Genomic DNA, 16,719 nt, shown 5'->3' on the forward strand with positions numbered 1-16,719 from the left:
AACTCACCTTTTGGCAGGAGTTTTTTCTTGAAATAAAAAGACCAGATTGTTGACAAAGGGCTAAAATGAACTTGATTTTAGCCCTTTGACTTCTTTTTAGCGTGATAGAAAACCTTTGCAGGCTAGAAAGGCCGAGTACTGGAGCGGAGCGAATTTGACATTCGTGAGCACCAGCACGCAGGACTGACACCGAATGCGAGGGTTTGCCTACACGCTAGACCTCGTCTATATGAACGAGGTTTGTACATTCAATGATTACGCTTTAAATCCTTTGAAGGTTTTTCGGTGATTCATTCGATAGAGTGTAAAGAGAATGGAAGCGAATAGGAGTGGAGACGTTAGGTAAAGAGGCAGCATCTTCATTAAGCCTAATATATTTAAACAGAAACATAAGCCAATGGCAACAAGTCCAATGGTTGTGCTGCGCATGCAGATCCCCCCATTTTTTTGTTACTTTCACTATATGAAAGTGACAGTCCTCTTATGTTTTGTGACAAAAATATGAACATATAGTATATCGGTTGTCATAAGTCGACAAAATTTGATATACTACAGATGTGAAATTAATCACATACAAACATTACCCCTTTGTTTGACCGTGAAAAATTTCTCCCATCCCCTTTGTTGTCGTTAAGACATAGTGAAACCGCGCTTATCCCGGCGCGGTTTCTTCGTACTTATAAATAGAACAAGTGTTCTTTTGGAGGTGAAGAAAAAAAACATGGGTCAGCACCCATGTTCATTCTCACAGCGGTAGACATCAAGATCTGAATGATTGTCTCCTTCTGTATAACGCCAAAACATTTCTTGATGTACTTGTACACGTTCTACCTTTTTAGCGAATGCGAGCTTTTTCATCTCGCGTTCAACTTCTTCAAGGGTCAGGTCATATACAACGGCAATTTCTTTTGCTGATGCAAATTGAAAGTAAGCGATAAACCATTCAATTGGCGGTCGTTCTGAAGGTGTTGGTTTTTCGCCAATCATTTCAAAGAGAATTTCCTCGTAAATATCATAAGAATATGCACCTGAAATCTTTAATCCTTCTTCACCATTTATCGTATTAAAAAAGGCGAAAGTGGGAAGCTCAGACACATCCATTTCAGCTGCGATTTTCATATCACATTGTAGCGCTTTGACAGCACTTTGAGAATGGATATCTCGCTGGAACTCTTCAATGTCCAGTCCAGCCGTTTTTGCATTTTCTAGCAAGACTTGTTCACTGGTGACGTCCTGCTGATGGCAAAAAAGCGATTCTTGAATGAGTCGTAAAAATTTCATTCCGCATTTTCTGCCCTGAAGTTCAGCTGCTTTTAATGCAAGAGAGGCGAGATAAGGTGATGTCACAATTTGTTCAGACAGCATTTGTTCTTTTTTGGTCTGAGTTTTCGTGGCAAATTTCCCCCACGCTTCGGTTAGTAAATGTTTTTTTCGTTTCCGGTTCAAAGCATTAATACTAGAACTTGTAACCGTTCGTAAAGTGAAGAAACGGCCATATTTCATTTTCAACTTTTTAATTGATGGCTCTAATAACCAGCAGTCCGGGCTGAGAGGATCAATGAATACATAGATTTCAATCGGCTTTTGAGGATGTCCGTGACAATGTGAGAAATATTGCTCATGCGGATTGCAGCTCAAGATCGTCCGTCCTTTTCAGGTATTTGGTTGACCATGTGACGAGCCGTCAAAGACAGTCGCTCAAATAAAAAGTCACGAATATCGCCGGTTAGTCCTACTTGATCCATTGCATCCTCCATGCATTCAAGCCATGCGTCCGCTCGCTCCTCAGTAATCGGAAAAGGGAGATGTCTCGCCCGTAGCATTGGGTGACCATGCTCCTCAGTATAAAGCGGCGGTCCGCCTAAATATTGAGTTAAGAACTGTTTTTGTTTTCTTGCTGTTTCTTTTAAGTCATCCGGGAAAATAGGATGAAGCAAAGGATGACACTTTACATTTTCATAAAAAGTATCAACAAGTTGCGATAGAAGTTCCTCTCCAACCGCTTCGTAAGGTGCGTTAAACGATTGTACCATGTTGACTACTCCTTTAACTCGTAGCTAATAGGATGGCTCACCCTATTGCGAATTTCATGTATTTCAAAAGTGATATTCAGTTTGTTCTATTTTGTTGTTTCTATTCTTGTATACTTATTTTAACAACCTCTACTCAATTCCACAAACAAACCGCTTTGGTCCTTTGGGAATAGTGAGGGAGACAGGTTCCGTGTTCAATTGACCATATCATAACACATTCAGTCAAAAAAGGGTGAAAAGCGACATACAAAAAACCGAAGAGGTTATTCTCTTCGGTTTAGGCGAAATATTGAGCTGTGATTTTCTTTACATAATTTTGTGTTTCTTTAAATGGAGGAATGCCTCCGTACTTATCTACATTCCCTGAGCCTGCGTTATAAGCGGCTAAGGCAAGTGAGACATTTCCATTATATTTTTGCAGCATTTGTTTTAAATACTTCGTTCCGCCTTCAATGTTTTGGGCTGCATCAAAGGCATTGTTCACGCCAAGTGATTTAGCAGTAGACGGCATAAGCTGCATCAGTCCAAGTGCACCAGCATGGCTGACAGCATTCGTGCGATAACCGGATTCTTGCTTGATCACTGCGTGGATCAGCTTTTCTGGAACTCCGTGCTTTTGAGCCATTTGTGAGACGATCTGATTAATCTCTTTTGATGAAGAGCCTGAAACAGCTTTTTGAAGCGGCGGTGTGTAGCTGTTATTTAAGACATTTCCAATACCATTTGCGGTATTCAATTGGCTGTCATTTGCATAAAGAGACTGAGATTGAAGCTGTTCACTGCCCGCTATCGCAGATAAATATGGATTCATGCGTGCATATTGCGTGTTCGGAGACGTTGATGGGTCCGATCCCATGAAAGCAGAAATGGAAAGCGGGAGACGAGATAATTCTGATCCGCCTAAAAAATCTTGCAACAGCGACTGGAATGAAGTCTCAGCGCTTGATTCTTGTCCAGCTGTGAGTTGTGTTTGTCCATTATCAGATTGTAACGTTTTGAGTGCTTGAAGCTGCATAAAGGATTGAAGTTGATTGACGTTCATCATGTTCCTCCTTCAAGGAATTCATCTATTCTTTTGTTTTCATTTTTTCTTCATAAAAACGTACGACTTTGTTTTTCGTGTGTCTTGGTGGGATCTGAAATTGCTGAAGCAATGCTGTGAAAGCGGCTTGTCCAATGTCTAAATCGCTCACTTCAAATTCAAGTTCATAGTCCTCTACTGTTAAATATCGGCTGTGATCCAAAACAATTAAGCCTTCTTTGATCATTTTTTCTGCTCTTGACGTTTCCAGTGAACCAAAATACACGATTTGATCCTTTTGAATGTGAAGGTGTACTAATCTGTCTGCTACTTCACCTTCTGGCAGGTGGAAATGTTCAAGACTTTCGGGAGGATCGATCGTTTGGTGAGTTTCCAAAAGGCCGATCTCGTGCGGTTCCTTTAATGTGAGGACCCATTGCCCGCTTTTTTCTCTCATTCGTAATGCAGCGAATTTGGATTTTATATCAAATTGAGGTGTATCAAAATAATAGTTGGTTTGAGTGTGGAAGTCCTCGTCCTTTAATTGAAAGTATTCTTTTAGCTGTTCAAATTCTTCTTTCATTAATAATTGTTTTAGTTCTATCTCAATTTCCTGTGCCATTTTGACATCAACCTTTCATTTAGAGGGAATATGATTATTGTACATGAAAAGCTTCTTTTTTTCTTATTTATTCCTTAAAAAGAGACGTATATAGATGCTAAATGAGGCAAAATGAACAACGAAATGGAGAAATCAAATTTTCTCAAAAAGTTCGGTTTATCAATATTGAACTTGATATGATAAAATAAAGCTGTACTTTGTTGTAAAGGAGATCATGATGCAAAACAGAATTGAAATCACAGAAGCAACTTTAAAAGAAGACAGGCTGATCTTGACGGTCCAGTCAGATGAGCAAATTCAAAAAGCAAAAGCATCAGGACAAATGCTTGTTGATTCTGATCACTTTGCGTTCGTTTACATACTTGAGACTGAGGAGTCTTTTACGTATCTTATTTTAGGAGAACATACATGGGCTCCATTAAAAGAAGCAATGAATCGTGAAATCCCTGTCTATTTGGCGGCGGAAGAGCAAACGCTAGAACTCATTCAACTTCATCAGGAATTAAACTATTTAATCGACAATATTAAAGACAATGCCAATTACGGAGATATGGAAGAGAAAGTGAAGAGCACATTCCTCTGAAATAATTAGGTATTTGGAATTGGGGGAAGTTTCATGGACAAAAAACAATGGGATCAATTCCTCGCACCATATAAGCAAGCAGTCGAAGAATTAAAAGTGAAACTAAAAGGCATTCGAAAACTGTATGAATTTGAGGATGACCATTCACCAGTAGAATTTGTCACTGGCCGAGTGAAACCCGTTGCCAGCATATTGGAAAAGGCAAAGCGTAAAAACATCCCGATGCATGAGATTGAAACGATGCAGGATATTGCAGGGCTTCGCATTATGTGCCAATTTGTAGAAGATATACAAGTCGTCAAGAAAATGCTCCAGTCACGAAAAGATTTCGTGGTTGTAGATAAACGCGACTATATTGCAGAACATAAAGAAAGTGGATACCGCTCGTACCACCTTGTTGTGTTATATCCGCTGCAAACGATCAATGGAGAGAAGCAGCTCCTCGTCGAAATCCAAATCCGTACATTAGCCATGAACTTTTGGGCGACCATCGAGCATTCTCTGAATTATAAATATAGCGGGAATATCCCGGAGAAGGTCAAGCAGCGCCTTCAAAGAGCTTCTGAGGCAGCATCTCTTCTTGATGATGAGATGTCTGAAATAAGAGGCGAAATTCAAGAAGCACAAGTGGCTTTTTCCCGGAAAAAGAAAAACGATAGCTGAGCCTAAGCTTGATCAAATATGATGCTGCTTTCTCGTCGCAGCAAGGTGGAAAAGGAGAAGAATTCATGAAATTTGCAGTTTCTTCGAAAGGGAATTCTGTATCTGACACACTTAAAAATAAAATACAGACCTACTTATTGGATTTTGGAATGGAATTAAATGAAGAGGAACCCGATCTCGTCATTACAGTTGGCGGAGACGGAACCCTTTTATACGCTTTTCACCGGTATAGCAACCGTCTGAACGAAACCGCTTTTGTCGGCGTACATACAGGCCATCTTGGTTTTTATGCGGACTGGGTCCCGAGTGAAATTGAAAAGCTTGTGTTAGCCATTGCCAAAACGCCTTATCATATTGTGGAATATCCGATTCTTGAAGTCATCGTCAGGTACAACGATGGGGGCAGGGAAGAAAAATATTTAGCAATGAATGAATGTACGATTAAAAGTATGGAAGGTACACTTGTGGCAGATGTTGAGATTAGGGGTCAGCTTTTTGAAACATTCAGAGGAGACGGTCTTTGTTTGTCTACACCATCTGGCAGTACAGCCTATAATAAGGCACTTGGCGGGGCTATTATTCACCCATCCATTAGGGCGATCCAGCTGGCAGAAATGGCTTCAATCAACAACAGAGTGTTTAGAACGGTCGGTTCGCCGCTCATTTTGCCGGACCACCATACGTGTGTGATCAAACCGATTAATGATGTGGATTTTCAGGTGACGATAGATCATTTGTCGCTGCTGCATAAAGATGTGAAATCCATTCAATGCCGAGTGGCAGACGAGAATGTCCGGTTTGCCCGATTTAGACCATTTCCGTTTTGGAAAAGGGTGCAAGATTCCTTTATCGGCAAAGGAGAATAAGAAAGAGGTTGTTCTCGCTGGAATACTTTAAGATAAACAAAACCATATCAGCCAAAGAAGAAGGCAGGCTGCTGAAGGACTACTTAATCGATCTTGGCATTTCAAAACGAATGCTGACAGATATTAAATTTGATGGCGGTGACCTTCTGATTAATGGAGAGCATGTGACCGTGAGATATGAGCTGCGCGAGGGAGACAGGCTCACCATTTTATTTCCCGAGGAAAAAGTGAGTGAAGGGCTAAAACCTGCGGCCATTCCGCTTGATATTTTATTTGAGGACGAGCACGTGCTTGTGCTGAATAAAAAGCCATATATTCCATCGATTCCTTCTCGAGAGCACCCTGAGCATAGTATTGCAAATGGGTTGCTTCACCATTATGCTAAGCAGTCCGTTCGACTGACTGTCCACTTGGTGAACCGTCTTGATCGTGATACTTCTGGTGTCATGTTAGTCGCTAAACATCGCTTTGCACACAGCCTTTTATCAAAGGCGCAGAAAAAAGGGGAAGTCAAGCGAACGTATAGAGCCATGACACACGGCATGATCACGCAAAAGGAAGGAACAATTAGAGCAAAAATTGCTCGAAAAGGGGACAGCATTATTGAACGAATGGTGAATGAATCTGGTCAGGAAGCCGTAACACATTATACGGTGCGGGCGGTACATACTCATTTAGATATGTCTGATGTGTCCCTTATCCTTGAAACGGGAAGAACTCATCAAATTCGTGTTCACATGCAATTCCTTGGTCATCCGCTTGTTGGAGATACGCTATATGGTGGAACAAGCGAGAGAATAGGCAGGCAGGCACTTCATAGTGAAACCCTTGTTTTTCCGCATCCGATAACAGGGGAGTCCATGACCTTTTCGGCTCCTTTGCCGGATGATATGACATTATTGCTTCAGTAAACAAGTAAACCCGGTCACCTGTCATGGTGGACCGGGTTTTTTATTGCGTGAAATGCTGAAATCTTGAATCATCATATGGCATAGATGAAGGAACAGATACTGTCTCAAGCTCTGGATATCTAAGGGCAGAGAGCTTGTGGCCAAAGACGCAGCCTGTATCAATGTTAACCGTTCTACCGATAAATCTTGGTTCTTTTACGGGTGTATGCCCGTACACAATCCATGGTTTTCCGTGATATTCCTTTGCCCAGTCCTTCCTGACAGGTCGACCGTCTGGCCATGTTTCTCCGGTGACTGCTCCAAATAATAGATAAGACCTCATCTGTTTGTTCGGTTTTTTGCCAATATCCTTTTCCTTCATTGCTGCGTGTGCAATGATCAGTTCATTCGGAATCAGTACATCATAAAGCGGTGCCTTTTCAAATAAATGTTTAAATTCACGTGATAAAATGGTTTGTTCATCATGCGGCAGGTTTTTGATTTCGTTCACCGTTGTTTCAATACCGTGCAGTAATTTTACGGGATTTCCTTTCAAATAGCGATACAGCTTAAAACAATGGTTGCCAGGCACATAGCGGATGGCACCCTTAGAATAGGCGTGTATGACAAATTGCATCACGGCAACTGATCGAGGGCCGCGGTCTGTTAAATCACCAACAAGGGCCAGTGTTCTCTTATCAGGGTGGACAGGTAGTCCGTGTTTGAGTTCGTATCCTAGTTTGTGTATGAGGGTAAGCAGCTCTTCGTAGCAGCCGTGGATATCGCCGATGATATCGAATTTCATAAAGGTTCCTCCTGATTTTTTCATCCATTTATCGGATATAAAGAAGTTTGAATTTTAGAAAATATAACGAATGGCTTTCATTTCATTTGGGCAATTGTTAGAATCAATGCTTTAACGTAAAACTTAAAAATTAAACATGAATGTTAGGAGGCTTTAGCCAATGGAGCATACATCTGTTTCATCACTCGTTGTCGTTATTATTGTAGCCTTTTTCACCCCCATTTTATTGCACCGATTTAAGCTGACCATCCCGGTCGTTGTCGCTGAAATCATCATGGGGCTCATCATTGGAAAAAGCGGTCTTCAACTAGTTGTTGAACACGACGCATGGCTAGATACGTTATCCATGCTAGGTTTTATTTTTCTTATGTTTTTAAGTGGACTTGAAATAGATTTTTCTTCTTTTGAATCAAAGAAGAAAGCGCGAGAACTGCCAAATGGTTTAAAAGAACCGAATACATTTAAAACAGCGACCATTATTTTTGTTGGCGTATTTTGTATGTCCTTTATCCTGTCTTATGCGTTTGTTCTTGCAGGGTTTATTCAAAATGCCTTTTTAATGACGCTTATTATTTCCACCATCTCATTGGGTGTGGTAGTTCCTACCTTAAAAGAGGAAAAGTTGATGCAAACGAATATTGGTCAAATCATTTTGCTTGTAGCCGTTATTGCTGATTTGGTGACAATGATTTTACTTGCTGTGTTTTCCTCCATTTATGGCGATGGAACAGGGAACATGTGGTTGCTCTTATTATTATTTGCGGCAGGTATTCTTCTTTATTTATTTGGCCGGGTATTTAAGACAAAGTCCATTTTTCAGTCCATGTCAAAAGGAACGGTGCAAATTGGGACAAGAGCCATCTTTACTCTCATTATAGTCTTAGTTGCCTTATCTGAATCACTCGGTGCTGAAAATATTCTTGGGGCTTTTTTAGCAGGTGTGCTTGTGTCTCTTCTTTCGCCTAATAAAGAGCTCGTACAGCAGCTGGACTCATTTGGCTATGGATTTTTAATTCCGATCTTTTTTGTGATGGTCGGTGTGGACCTGAATATATGGTCACTCTTTAAAGATCCAACCATCATGATCATGATTCCGCTACTGTTTATTGCATTATTGCTTAGTAAACTCGTTCCGATTCTTTATTTAAAAAAATGGTATGACATGAAAAAAGTCATCGGTTCGGGTTTTTTATTAACCTCGACGTTATCCCTTGTCATTGCTGCTGCAACGATTGGTGAGCGGCTTGGTGTCATTGATCATAAAATGTCAGGAGCCCTTATTCTAGTCGCTGTGCTCACGAGTGTTTTAACGCCTGTTTGGTTTAAGGCGTTATTTAAACAAGAACGTGAAACCAATCATAAAAAGCGTGTGACGTTTATTGGAGCGAATCAGCTGACGTTACCTGTGACGCTTGATTTACATCAGGATGAATATGACATCCGTATTTTACACGTCTTTCAGGAAAATAAAGAAGCCTTGCTTGCTGACTCCATCTTTGAAGTTGAAGCGATTGAACAATATGACGATGATACGCTCAGGCAGGCTGGCATCGGGCAAGAGGATGTGCTCGTTGTGGCTACAGGCAGTGAAACGAAAAATAAGGAAATTGCTTTATTTGCAAAAGAAGAAGGGTCTAAACAAGTCATTGCAAGTGTCAACAAAGCGGAAGCCGAGCTGACTTTAAAGGAAGCAGGGATCGATACCTTTTCTAACTTCTTATCATCTAAAACGGTGCTGAGGGCATTGATTGAAGCACCTGATGCGATTCGCTTGTTAACAAATGAGGATTCTTCTTTGTATCAAATTCAAATGAACAATCATCGGTATCATAACGTCATGCTGAGGGAATTTCCATTTACCGGCGATTTGGTGTTTGTCCGTATTTTTAGAGGAATTGACAGCTTAGTACCGCATGGGGATACGACGCTTAGAAGCGGTGACCGCGTGCTTGTGTCTGGCTCCCGGGAGTATGTGGCAGGACTAAGAGCCCAATTAGAGTTGCAATGAACCCTTGACCGATGAACAAATCCTGATTAAGATAGAGGTACAACAATATATGTTTGATCCACTAGGGGAGTCCTTTAAAAGGGCTGAGATAAAAGTATAGACTTTTAGACCCTCATTACCTGAACAGGTTCATACCTGCGTAGGGAAGTGGTGCGGTGTTTGACTATGCTTTTTACAAATTCCAAACCACTTTCCACGCGGAAAGTGGTTTTTTTATATGGAAAAACAGGAGGAGAGGAACATGACATTTTCGAACGAATGTAAAGAAGCAGCAGCTAGATGGTGGAATGGGAGCTTTACACACCCTTTTGTGAAAGGGATTGGTGATGGCACACTTTCACTCGATCGTTTCACTTATTATGTGATGCAGGATTCGTACTATTTAACTCATTTTGCAAAAGTACAGTCGTATGGAGCTGCCATTAGTGAGGACTTACATACGACAGGCAGAATGGCATATCATGCGCAGGGTACGTATGAAGCAGAGCTATCACTGCATAGAAAGTTCACAGAACTGCTCCAGATCTCTGATGAAGCGCTGGCAAACTTTAAACCTTCTCCAACTGCGTATGCATATACCTCGCATATGTACCGATCTGTGAAAAGCGGTCGTTTTGAAGAAATTTTAGCCGCATTATTGCCGTGCTACTGGCTTTATTATGAGGTAGGAGAAAAACTGAAACAAACAACACCTGACCATCCGATTTATCAAGAATGGATTTTGACATATGGCGGGGATTGGTTTAAAGAGCTTGTTTTTGAACAGGTGAACCGTTTTGATGAACTTGCAGAAAAAGCGCCAGAACATGTGCGGGCTAATATGAAAGAAAATTTCGTGATTTCGAGCTATTACGAATACCATTTCTGGGAGATGGCGTATGAAAAAGAAATGTGGCAGACAGCATGCTTAGATGGGGTTGGTGCAAATGGAACTCCATGCAGTGACAAATGATACGCTTCCTGTCAGGGAGCTCATCAAGCAAATAAAAGACATTGCGTCTGAAGTAGACTTTATTCATATTCGTGAACGATCGAAGGCAGCAGGTGAGCTGGTTCACCTCGTGAAACAACTCCTAGCAGAAGGTGTTCCGAAAGAAAAGCTGATTATCAATGACCGAGTTGACGTTGCGCTGCTGACCAATATTCACCGGGTTCATCTTCCAGGACACAGCTTTTCGCCAAAGGAATTAAGACAAAAATTTCCTCACCTCCATGCGGGGGTATCGGTTCATTCGATAGAAGAAGCCAAAGCAGCAGAGAAGAACGGGGCAGAGTATGTCATGTTTGGGCACGTGTATGATACCGCATGCAAACCCGGACTTCAGGCGAGAGGCATAAAGGTTGTGGAGGAAATGACTTCTGAGCTGTCCATTCCAGTCGTTGTCATTGGTGGAATCACACCAGAACGATTGCCAGAATTGATGCATGTTGATTTAAAGGGAATAGCCATCATGTCGGGGATTTTTGCTCATCCTCAGCCGCGCAAAATGGCGCAAACATTTTCTAAAAAGCGAAAGGAGAATCCTTATGAACAAGCATTATGATGTGGCAATCATTGGTGGTGGAATCATAGGGATGTCGATCGCTTATCACCTTGCAAAAGCAGGAAAGCAGATTGTCTTATTTGAGGCAAATGAGATCGGGAAGCAAACGACGAGTGCGGCTGCTGGCATGCTGGGTGCACATGCTGAAGGAGAAGGTGATGAAGATATTTTCTTTCAAGTAGGCAGACAAAGTCAGGCTTTATATGAAAAATTAACGGTCGACCTTCAGCATGAATCGGGCGTTGATATTCGGACATCAGTGGGTGGGATTATGAAGGTGGCTTTTACAGAACAAGAAAAGCGTGCGCTTTGCCGGATGCAGCATTTGCCCACATTTGAATGGCTTGAAGCAAGCAGCGTAAAAGAACGTTTGCCTCAAATTGCAGATGACATCTTAGGAGCAGGCTTGATAGCAGATGATGTACATGTCGAGCCATATGCGGTATGCAGGGCTTTTTGGCAGGCGGCTGTTCGGCACGGAGCGGATGTGAAGGAGTTTACCCCCGTTATCGATGTGAAGAGGGGAAAAGAAACATTGACAGTCAGTACAGCTAAAGGCATCTTCACATGTGATCATCTGACTGTAGCAAGTGGTGTATGGTCAGGCCGTTTTTTAGAAGAACTGGGTTTATCACATTCTCTCTATCCCGTAAAAGGAGAATGCGTGTCTGTTTGGAATAACGGTCCAGCGCTTGCACACACCATCTATCATGATCATTGTTATATCGTTCAAAGGGATAGCGGTAAGCTAGTGATTGGTGCAACGATGAAGCCGAATGACTGGCAGGCCATTCCGACACTTGGCGGTATTGAAGCAGTTATTCACAAAGCATCTCAGCTCATGCCTTCTATTCGAGAGATGCCGATTGATCAATGCTGGGCAGGTCTTCGGCCAGCGACAAGCGACCGGCACCCCTATATCGGAAAACATCCAGAAGACGAGCGTATTCTTTTTGCAACGGGACATTACCGAAATGGCATCTTACTTGCGCCAATTACGGGGGAAATCATTCGCGGCTTGATAGTAGGCGAGTCTGTTCACAAGGAATGGCTTCATGCGTTTCGTATTGGGCGAAAGGAGGCATTGTTCGTATGAAAATTCAATTGAATGGAAGAATGGTTGATTTCGATAAGGAAAATGGCACGATTTTTGATCTGCTGTCAGCCTATCAACTTGAAAACCGAGTGGTGATCGTTGAAAAAAATCAAGAAATTATAGATAAAGAAGCCTTTCAACAGGTAAAAATTCAACCAAATGACACGATTGAAATCGTTCACTTTGTAGGAGGAGGATGACACCATGCTGCGCATTGGCGGAAAAACATTTACATCAAGACTATTACTAGGGACAGGAAAGTATCCATCATTTGAAGTTCAAAAAGAGGCGGTCAACGTATCAGAAGCTGAAATTTTGACCTTTGCTGTGCGAAGAATGAACATATTTGAACCATCACAGCCCAATTTTTTAGAGCAGCTTGATTTATCAGCCTATACATTGCTGCCAAATACTGCAGGGGCAAGTACAGCGGAAGAAGCGGTGCGGATTGCTCGTTTAGCGAAAGCTTCTGGACTGTGTGACATGATCAAAGTAGAAGTCATTGGCTGTTCAAGATCTCTTCTGCCAGATCCAGTCGAAACGTTAAAAGCATCTGAAATGCTATTAGAAGAAGGCTTTATCGTGTTGCCATATACGTCAGATGATGTGGTGCTGGCAAGGAAATTAGAAGAACTTGGTGTTCATGCCATTATGCCAGGTGCTTCTCCAATCGGTTCAGGTCAAGGGCTTTTAAACCCTCTGAATCTATCGTTTATTATCGAACAGGCAAAGGTGCCAGTTATTATTGATGCGGGTGTAGGTTCGCCGAAGGATGCTGCTTATGCGATGGAATTGGGCGCTGATGCTGTATTACTGAATACAGCCGTGTCTGGCGCAAAGGACCCTGTGAAAATGGCTAAAGCGATGAAGCTGGCGATTGAATCTGGAAGACTCGGTTTCGAGGCAGGCCGTATTCCACTCAAAAACTATGGAACAGCCAGCAGTCCGCAAGAAGGAATGCCAGCATTTTGAGCACACGTTATTCACGCCAAGAGCTTTTTAGGCCGATCGGTACAGAAGGACAAAAACGGCTAAATGCCTCAAATGCCGTCATTATTGGGGCTGGGGCACTTGGAACAGCGAGTGCTGAAATGCTCGTCCGTGCCGGCGTAGGATCTGTCACCATTTTGGATAGAGATTATATTGAATGGAGCAACCTGCAGCGTCAGCAGCTTTACACAGAACAAGATGTTCTTGATCGGCTGCCAAAGGCTGTGGCTGCTGAGAAAAGACTCAAGCAGGTGAACAGTGACGTTCATGTGAGAGGCATCGTCATTGACGTGACCGCTCAAAATATTGATGAGTACGTCAGCGGGGCATCCATCATCGTGGATGCAGCGGATAATTTTGAGGTGAGAATGATTGCGAACGATGCGGCCGTCAAACATCAAATTCCGTTCCTTTACGGGGCCTGTGTAGCAAGCTATGGTATTCAATTCACAGTGATTCCTGGTGAAACACCATGTTTACACTGCCTGCTTGAGCATTTGCCTGCACAAGGCATGACATGTGATACAGCAGGAATTATTAGTCCAGTAGTGCAGCAGGTTGCGGCCTATCAAGTGGCGGATGCACTGAAGCTTTTAACAGGACACCACATCACACCGGTATTAAGATCGTTTGATTTATGGACAAACGAGCGATCTGATATTCGATCCGTTACGTCTTTAAAAAAGAAACAATGTCCAAGCTGCGGTCTTAAGACATATCCATTTCTCTCATATGATCAAAGAGCAAAAGCAGATGTATTATGTGGACGAAATACCGTACAAATTCGCAGTGCACTAGGGGCACCCCCTGCGCTGCATGAAGTAGCCCGTCAGCTAAAGAAAGCAGGAATGGATGTGTTGGAAAATCCTTATTTGCTTTCGTGTCAGAAGGATGAGTACAAGCTTGTTTTATTCAAAGATGGCAGAGCGCTTGTACATGGGACAAATGATATTGCGAAAGCGAGAACGATTTATCATCAATGGATTGGCTAATGAGAGGGTGAGATGACATGACGATTAAAAAAGCATTAACCATCGCAGGTACTGATTCTGGTGGTGGAGCAGGTATTCAAGCAGACTTGAAAACCTTTCAGGAGCTTGGTGTGTACGGAATGTCCGCCATTACGGCCATTACAGCGCAAAACACACTTGGCGTTCACGGTATTTATCCTCTGTCTATCGAGGCACTCGAAAGTCAAATTGATGCAGTAGCAGAAGACTTGTTGCCAGATGCCGCTAAAACAGGGATGCTGTGGAGTGCTGAAATGATCAGTGTCGTTGCTGAAAAAACGAAGCAATATGACTTGAAACTAATTGTCGATCCAGTCATGATTGCCAAAGGGGGCGCCTCTTTATTAAATGAAGATGCGGTCTCTGCTATGAAAACACAGTTACTGCCTGTCAGTTATGCAGTCACACCGAATCTCCCTGAGGCAGAAGTGCTGACAGGCATGCGCATTCAGACAAAAGAAGATCGCCATAGAGCAGCAGAACGACTTTATGAGCTTGGCACGTGCTATGTTGTGATCAAAGGAGGTCATAGTCCTTCAGGCGGCCTCATTACAGACCTTTTGTACGATGGAAAAAGCTTTTTTGAACTCAGTAATGAACATATTGATACACCACATACACACGGAACAGGCTGTACATTTGCAGCGGCATTAACGGCAGAAATAGCAAAAGGTCGTTCCATGAAGGAAGCCTTTGAAACGGCAGAAACCTTTGTCCATGAGGCGATCAAATTTCCTCTGAATATTGGCGCTGGGCACGGACCGACTAACCACTTTGCTTATCAGCAAAACAGAGTCAAAGCATAAAAAGAAGACTGTCTTCACTTGTGAGGACGGTCTTTTTTCTGAAATAAAAACTTTCTTTCAACGGAAATTGTCAATATCTCATGATATGTGATAAGATTATGATCAGGTACTAATACTATGTCTTGAAAAAATAGGAGGCTTTAATACATATGAACTTTTCTTTAGAAGGCCGTAATATTGTGGTGATGGGTGTTGCCAATAAACGAAGCATCGCTTGGGGAATCGCTCGTTCACTTCACGAAGCAGGAGCTCGTTTGATTTTTACTTATGTTGGAGATCGTCTGGCAGAATCAGTGAAAGAGCTAGCAAGCACGCTAGAGCGTGATGATTCCATTATTCTTCCTTGTGATGTGACAAGTGATGAAGAAATCGAAAAATGTTTTGCAGCGATTAAAGAAAAAGTACAAGTCATCCATGGTGTTGCACATGCGATTGCATTTGCGAACAAAGAAGAGCTTGTCGGTGAATATTTGAACACGAACCGTGAAGGTTTCCTTTTAGCGCACAACATTAGTGCCTATTCACTAACAGCTGTAGCAAAAGCAGCACGTCCGCTCATGACAGAAGGCGGAAGCATTGTCACACTTACTTACCTAGGCGGAGAGCGCGTTGTCTCTAACTACAATGTCATGGGTGTAGCAAAAGCAGCCCTTGAAGCAAGTGTGAAATACTTAGCAGCTGATCTTGGAGCGGAAGGCATCCGTGTGAACAGCATTTCTGCTGGACCAATTCGTACGTTATCTGCAAAAGGAATCAGCGGCTTTAATACGATCCTGAAGGATATTGAAGAGCGTGCACCGCTTCGCCGTACAACGACTCCTGAAGAAGTTGGCGATACAGCACTATTCTTATTCAGTGATTTATCGCGCGGCATGACAGGTGAGAATCTTCATGTTGATTCTGGCTTCCATATCATTGCCCGCTAAACGAATAATTGATTTGCAGCATACCAATCACTGGTATGCTGTTTTTTATTTTTCTTCTGATTTGGGGTGTCCTCTCATATATATAAGGAATGAATCATTCGGGAGGGATCAGTATGTCAAATAAAGGTGATGAGAATCAAAAGCCGCTTATGTATATTGTTCAGCCGAGCTATGATGAATCAGCGCCGGCCATGCAAAATATTGTGAGAAAGCGAAAGAAGTCAGAAAAACCTTCAGAAACCAATAAAAGCGCCAAAGAGGATGCAATCGACGAGAGCGTGCAAGAACCTGTATCACAGGAAGTAAAGCAGAAAAAAGAAGAGCCGCCTGCACTACAGCAAGAGCGGGAGATCAATCAAGAAAAAGATGATTCACAAAATCGAGAGCCAGTACAAGAACAAGAAAAACAGCCAGAAGGCGTATTTCATGAAACAAAAGAAGAACCAAGAAGAAAACGAGTGAAGAAGCCGTTAAGCCAAATGAATATCGAGGAGAAAGTCGATTTTCTTACAAGTCTGCCGCATAATATGCCGAGAGCGCTTTGCCTCATTGAAGCCGATGGAAAAACATATAGAGGAATCATCATGGAGAGAAAAGACAATATGGTGGTCATCCGCACGGCAGGCGGCGGTAATCCAGTGGAATTAGCAATTGGTGATATTTCTTCTATTCATCCACTTGGTTTTTAATGAACATAAAAAAAGTCCCATAACGGGACTCAGGCTGTCGAGAAAATCTCGACAGCTTTATTTTTTCCCTTAAATTTTCCACTATCCCATTTTATAATAGAGAAAAGCATACTAAAGGAAGGTGTTTTTCTCATGTTCCACACTAGAAATTCTTCTCAGCACGAAGC

20 protein-coding genes and 1 riboswitch are annotated in these 16,719 nt (G+C 42.3%); of the genes, 14 read left to right on the forward strand and 6 right to left on the reverse strand.

Features of this window, described 5'->3' with window-relative positions; translation table 11 throughout:
* Positions 1-255: 255 nt before the first annotated feature.
* From ASG46_RS20995 to ASG46_RS15935, 5 genes are all read right to left on the reverse strand, one after another.
* The gene (locus ASG46_RS20995) at positions 256-429 is read right to left on the reverse strand and encodes a hypothetical protein (RefSeq protein WP_008348466.1); all 174 of its coding nucleotides are present in this window, start codon (positions 427-429) and stop codon (positions 256-258) included.
* A 297-nt stretch (positions 430-726) separates the two neighbouring features.
* Positions 727-1,638, reverse strand: coding sequence for a ClpXP adapter SpxH family protein (locus ASG46_RS15920; protein WP_007499002.1), 912 nt, complete (start codon positions 1,636-1,638; stop codon positions 727-729).
* On the reverse strand, positions 1,635-2,033 hold the full coding sequence (locus tag ASG46_RS15925; protein WP_007499001.1) for a globin domain-containing protein: 399 nt from the start codon (positions 2,031-2,033) through the stop codon (positions 1,635-1,637). Before ASG46_RS15925 ends, ASG46_RS15920 begins: the two co-directional genes overlap by 4 nt.
* 277 nt (positions 2,034-2,310) lie before the next feature.
* Entirely contained in the window at positions 2,311-3,075 is a 765-nt protein-coding gene (locus ASG46_RS15930) for a lytic transglycosylase domain-containing protein (protein ID WP_008348461.1), read from the reverse strand.
* Between the two features lie 25 nt (positions 3,076-3,100).
* Complete coding sequence (locus ASG46_RS15935; protein ID WP_045034683.1) at positions 3,101-3,676, reverse strand: CYTH domain-containing protein; 576 nt, start codon at positions 3,674-3,676, stop codon at positions 3,101-3,103.
* Between the two features lie 217 nt (positions 3,677-3,893).
* On the opposite strand from ASG46_RS15935, the gene ASG46_RS15940 reads away from it, so the two are divergent.
* From ASG46_RS15940 to ASG46_RS15955, 4 genes are all read left to right on the forward strand, one after another.
* Positions 3,894-4,259, forward strand: a complete 366-nt coding sequence (locus tag ASG46_RS15940) for a hypothetical protein (RefSeq protein WP_008348459.1) — start codon at positions 3,894-3,896, stop codon at positions 4,257-4,259.
* A 33-nt stretch (positions 4,260-4,292) separates the two neighbouring features.
* Positions 4,293-4,922, forward strand: a complete 630-nt coding sequence (locus ASG46_RS15945) for a GTP pyrophosphokinase (protein WP_008348457.1) — start codon at positions 4,293-4,295, stop codon at positions 4,920-4,922.
* Between the two features lie 65 nt (positions 4,923-4,987).
* Complete coding sequence (locus tag ASG46_RS15950) at positions 4,988-5,788, forward strand: NAD kinase (RefSeq protein WP_008355343.1); 801 nt, start codon at positions 4,988-4,990, stop codon at positions 5,786-5,788.
* A 17-nt stretch (positions 5,789-5,805) separates the two neighbouring features.
* Entirely contained in the window at positions 5,806-6,699 is an 894-nt protein-coding gene (locus ASG46_RS15955) for an RluA family pseudouridine synthase (protein ID WP_035392659.1), read from the forward strand.
* A gap of 40 nt (positions 6,700-6,739) precedes the next feature.
* Here ASG46_RS15955 and prpE read toward each other — a convergent pair whose 3' ends face one another.
* Complete coding sequence (prpE, locus tag ASG46_RS15960; RefSeq protein WP_017359667.1) at positions 6,740-7,483, reverse strand: bis(5'-nucleosyl)-tetraphosphatase PrpE; 744 nt, start codon at positions 7,481-7,483, stop codon at positions 6,740-6,742.
* A 160-nt stretch (positions 7,484-7,643) separates the two neighbouring features.
* On the opposite strand from prpE, the gene ASG46_RS15965 reads away from it, so the two are divergent.
* The 10 genes from ASG46_RS15965 (at position 7,644) to ASG46_RS16010 (ending at position 16,552) form a co-directional block, all read left to right on the forward strand.
* Positions 7,644-9,491, forward strand: a complete 1,848-nt coding sequence (locus tag ASG46_RS15965; RefSeq protein WP_007498989.1) for a monovalent cation:proton antiporter family protein — start codon at positions 7,644-7,646, stop codon at positions 9,489-9,491.
* Between the two features lie 53 nt (positions 9,492-9,544).
* Positions 9,545-9,654: riboswitch (TPP riboswitch) on the forward strand.
* Between the two features lie 78 nt (positions 9,655-9,732).
* Positions 9,733-10,443: a thiaminase II gene (gene tenA / locus ASG46_RS15970; RefSeq protein ID WP_017367022.1), complete on the forward strand. Its 711-nt coding sequence runs from the start codon at positions 9,733-9,735 to the stop codon at positions 10,441-10,443.
* A complete protein-coding gene (gene tenI / locus ASG46_RS15975; RefSeq protein WP_025207159.1) occupies positions 10,418-11,035 on the forward strand; it encodes a thiazole tautomerase TenI in 618 nt (205 codons plus the stop codon). The genes tenA and tenI overlap by 26 nt, the downstream gene beginning before the upstream one ends.
* On the forward strand, positions 11,019-12,131 hold the full coding sequence (thiO, locus tag ASG46_RS15980; RefSeq protein ID WP_056705178.1) for a glycine oxidase ThiO: 1,113 nt from the start codon (positions 11,019-11,021) through the stop codon (positions 12,129-12,131). The genes tenI and thiO overlap by 17 nt, the downstream gene beginning before the upstream one ends.
* Positions 12,128-12,331, forward strand: coding sequence for a sulfur carrier protein ThiS (gene thiS / locus ASG46_RS15985; protein WP_017367025.1), 204 nt, complete (start codon positions 12,128-12,130; stop codon positions 12,329-12,331). Before thiO ends, thiS begins: the two co-directional genes overlap by 4 nt.
* A gap of 4 nt (positions 12,332-12,335) precedes the next feature.
* Positions 12,336-13,103 (forward strand): thiazole synthase, encoded by a 768-nt coding sequence (locus tag ASG46_RS15990; protein ID WP_007498979.1) that lies wholly within the window; start codon positions 12,336-12,338, stop codon positions 13,101-13,103.
* On the forward strand, positions 13,100-14,113 hold the full coding sequence (locus ASG46_RS15995) for a thiazole biosynthesis adenylyltransferase ThiF (RefSeq protein WP_035700330.1): 1,014 nt from the start codon (positions 13,100-13,102) through the stop codon (positions 14,111-14,113). Before ASG46_RS15990 ends, ASG46_RS15995 begins: the two co-directional genes overlap by 4 nt.
* A gap of 17 nt (positions 14,114-14,130) precedes the next feature.
* Entirely contained in the window at positions 14,131-14,937 is an 807-nt protein-coding gene (gene thiD / locus ASG46_RS16000; protein WP_025207163.1) for a bifunctional hydroxymethylpyrimidine kinase/phosphomethylpyrimidine kinase, read from the forward strand.
* A 149-nt stretch (positions 14,938-15,086) separates the two neighbouring features.
* A complete protein-coding gene (gene fabI, locus ASG46_RS16005; protein ID WP_017359660.1) occupies positions 15,087-15,863 on the forward strand; it encodes an enoyl-ACP reductase FabI in 777 nt (258 codons plus the stop codon).
* Between the two features lie 113 nt (positions 15,864-15,976).
* On the forward strand, positions 15,977-16,552 hold the full coding sequence (locus tag ASG46_RS16010; RefSeq protein WP_017359659.1) for a CotO family spore coat protein: 576 nt from the start codon (positions 15,977-15,979) through the stop codon (positions 16,550-16,552).
* Positions 16,553-16,719 lie beyond the last annotated feature (167 nt).

Source organism: Bacillus sp. Leaf49, from assembly GCF_001426125.1.
Classification (GTDB): Bacteria; Bacillota; Bacilli; order Bacillales; family Bacillaceae; genus Bacillus; species Bacillus altitudinis.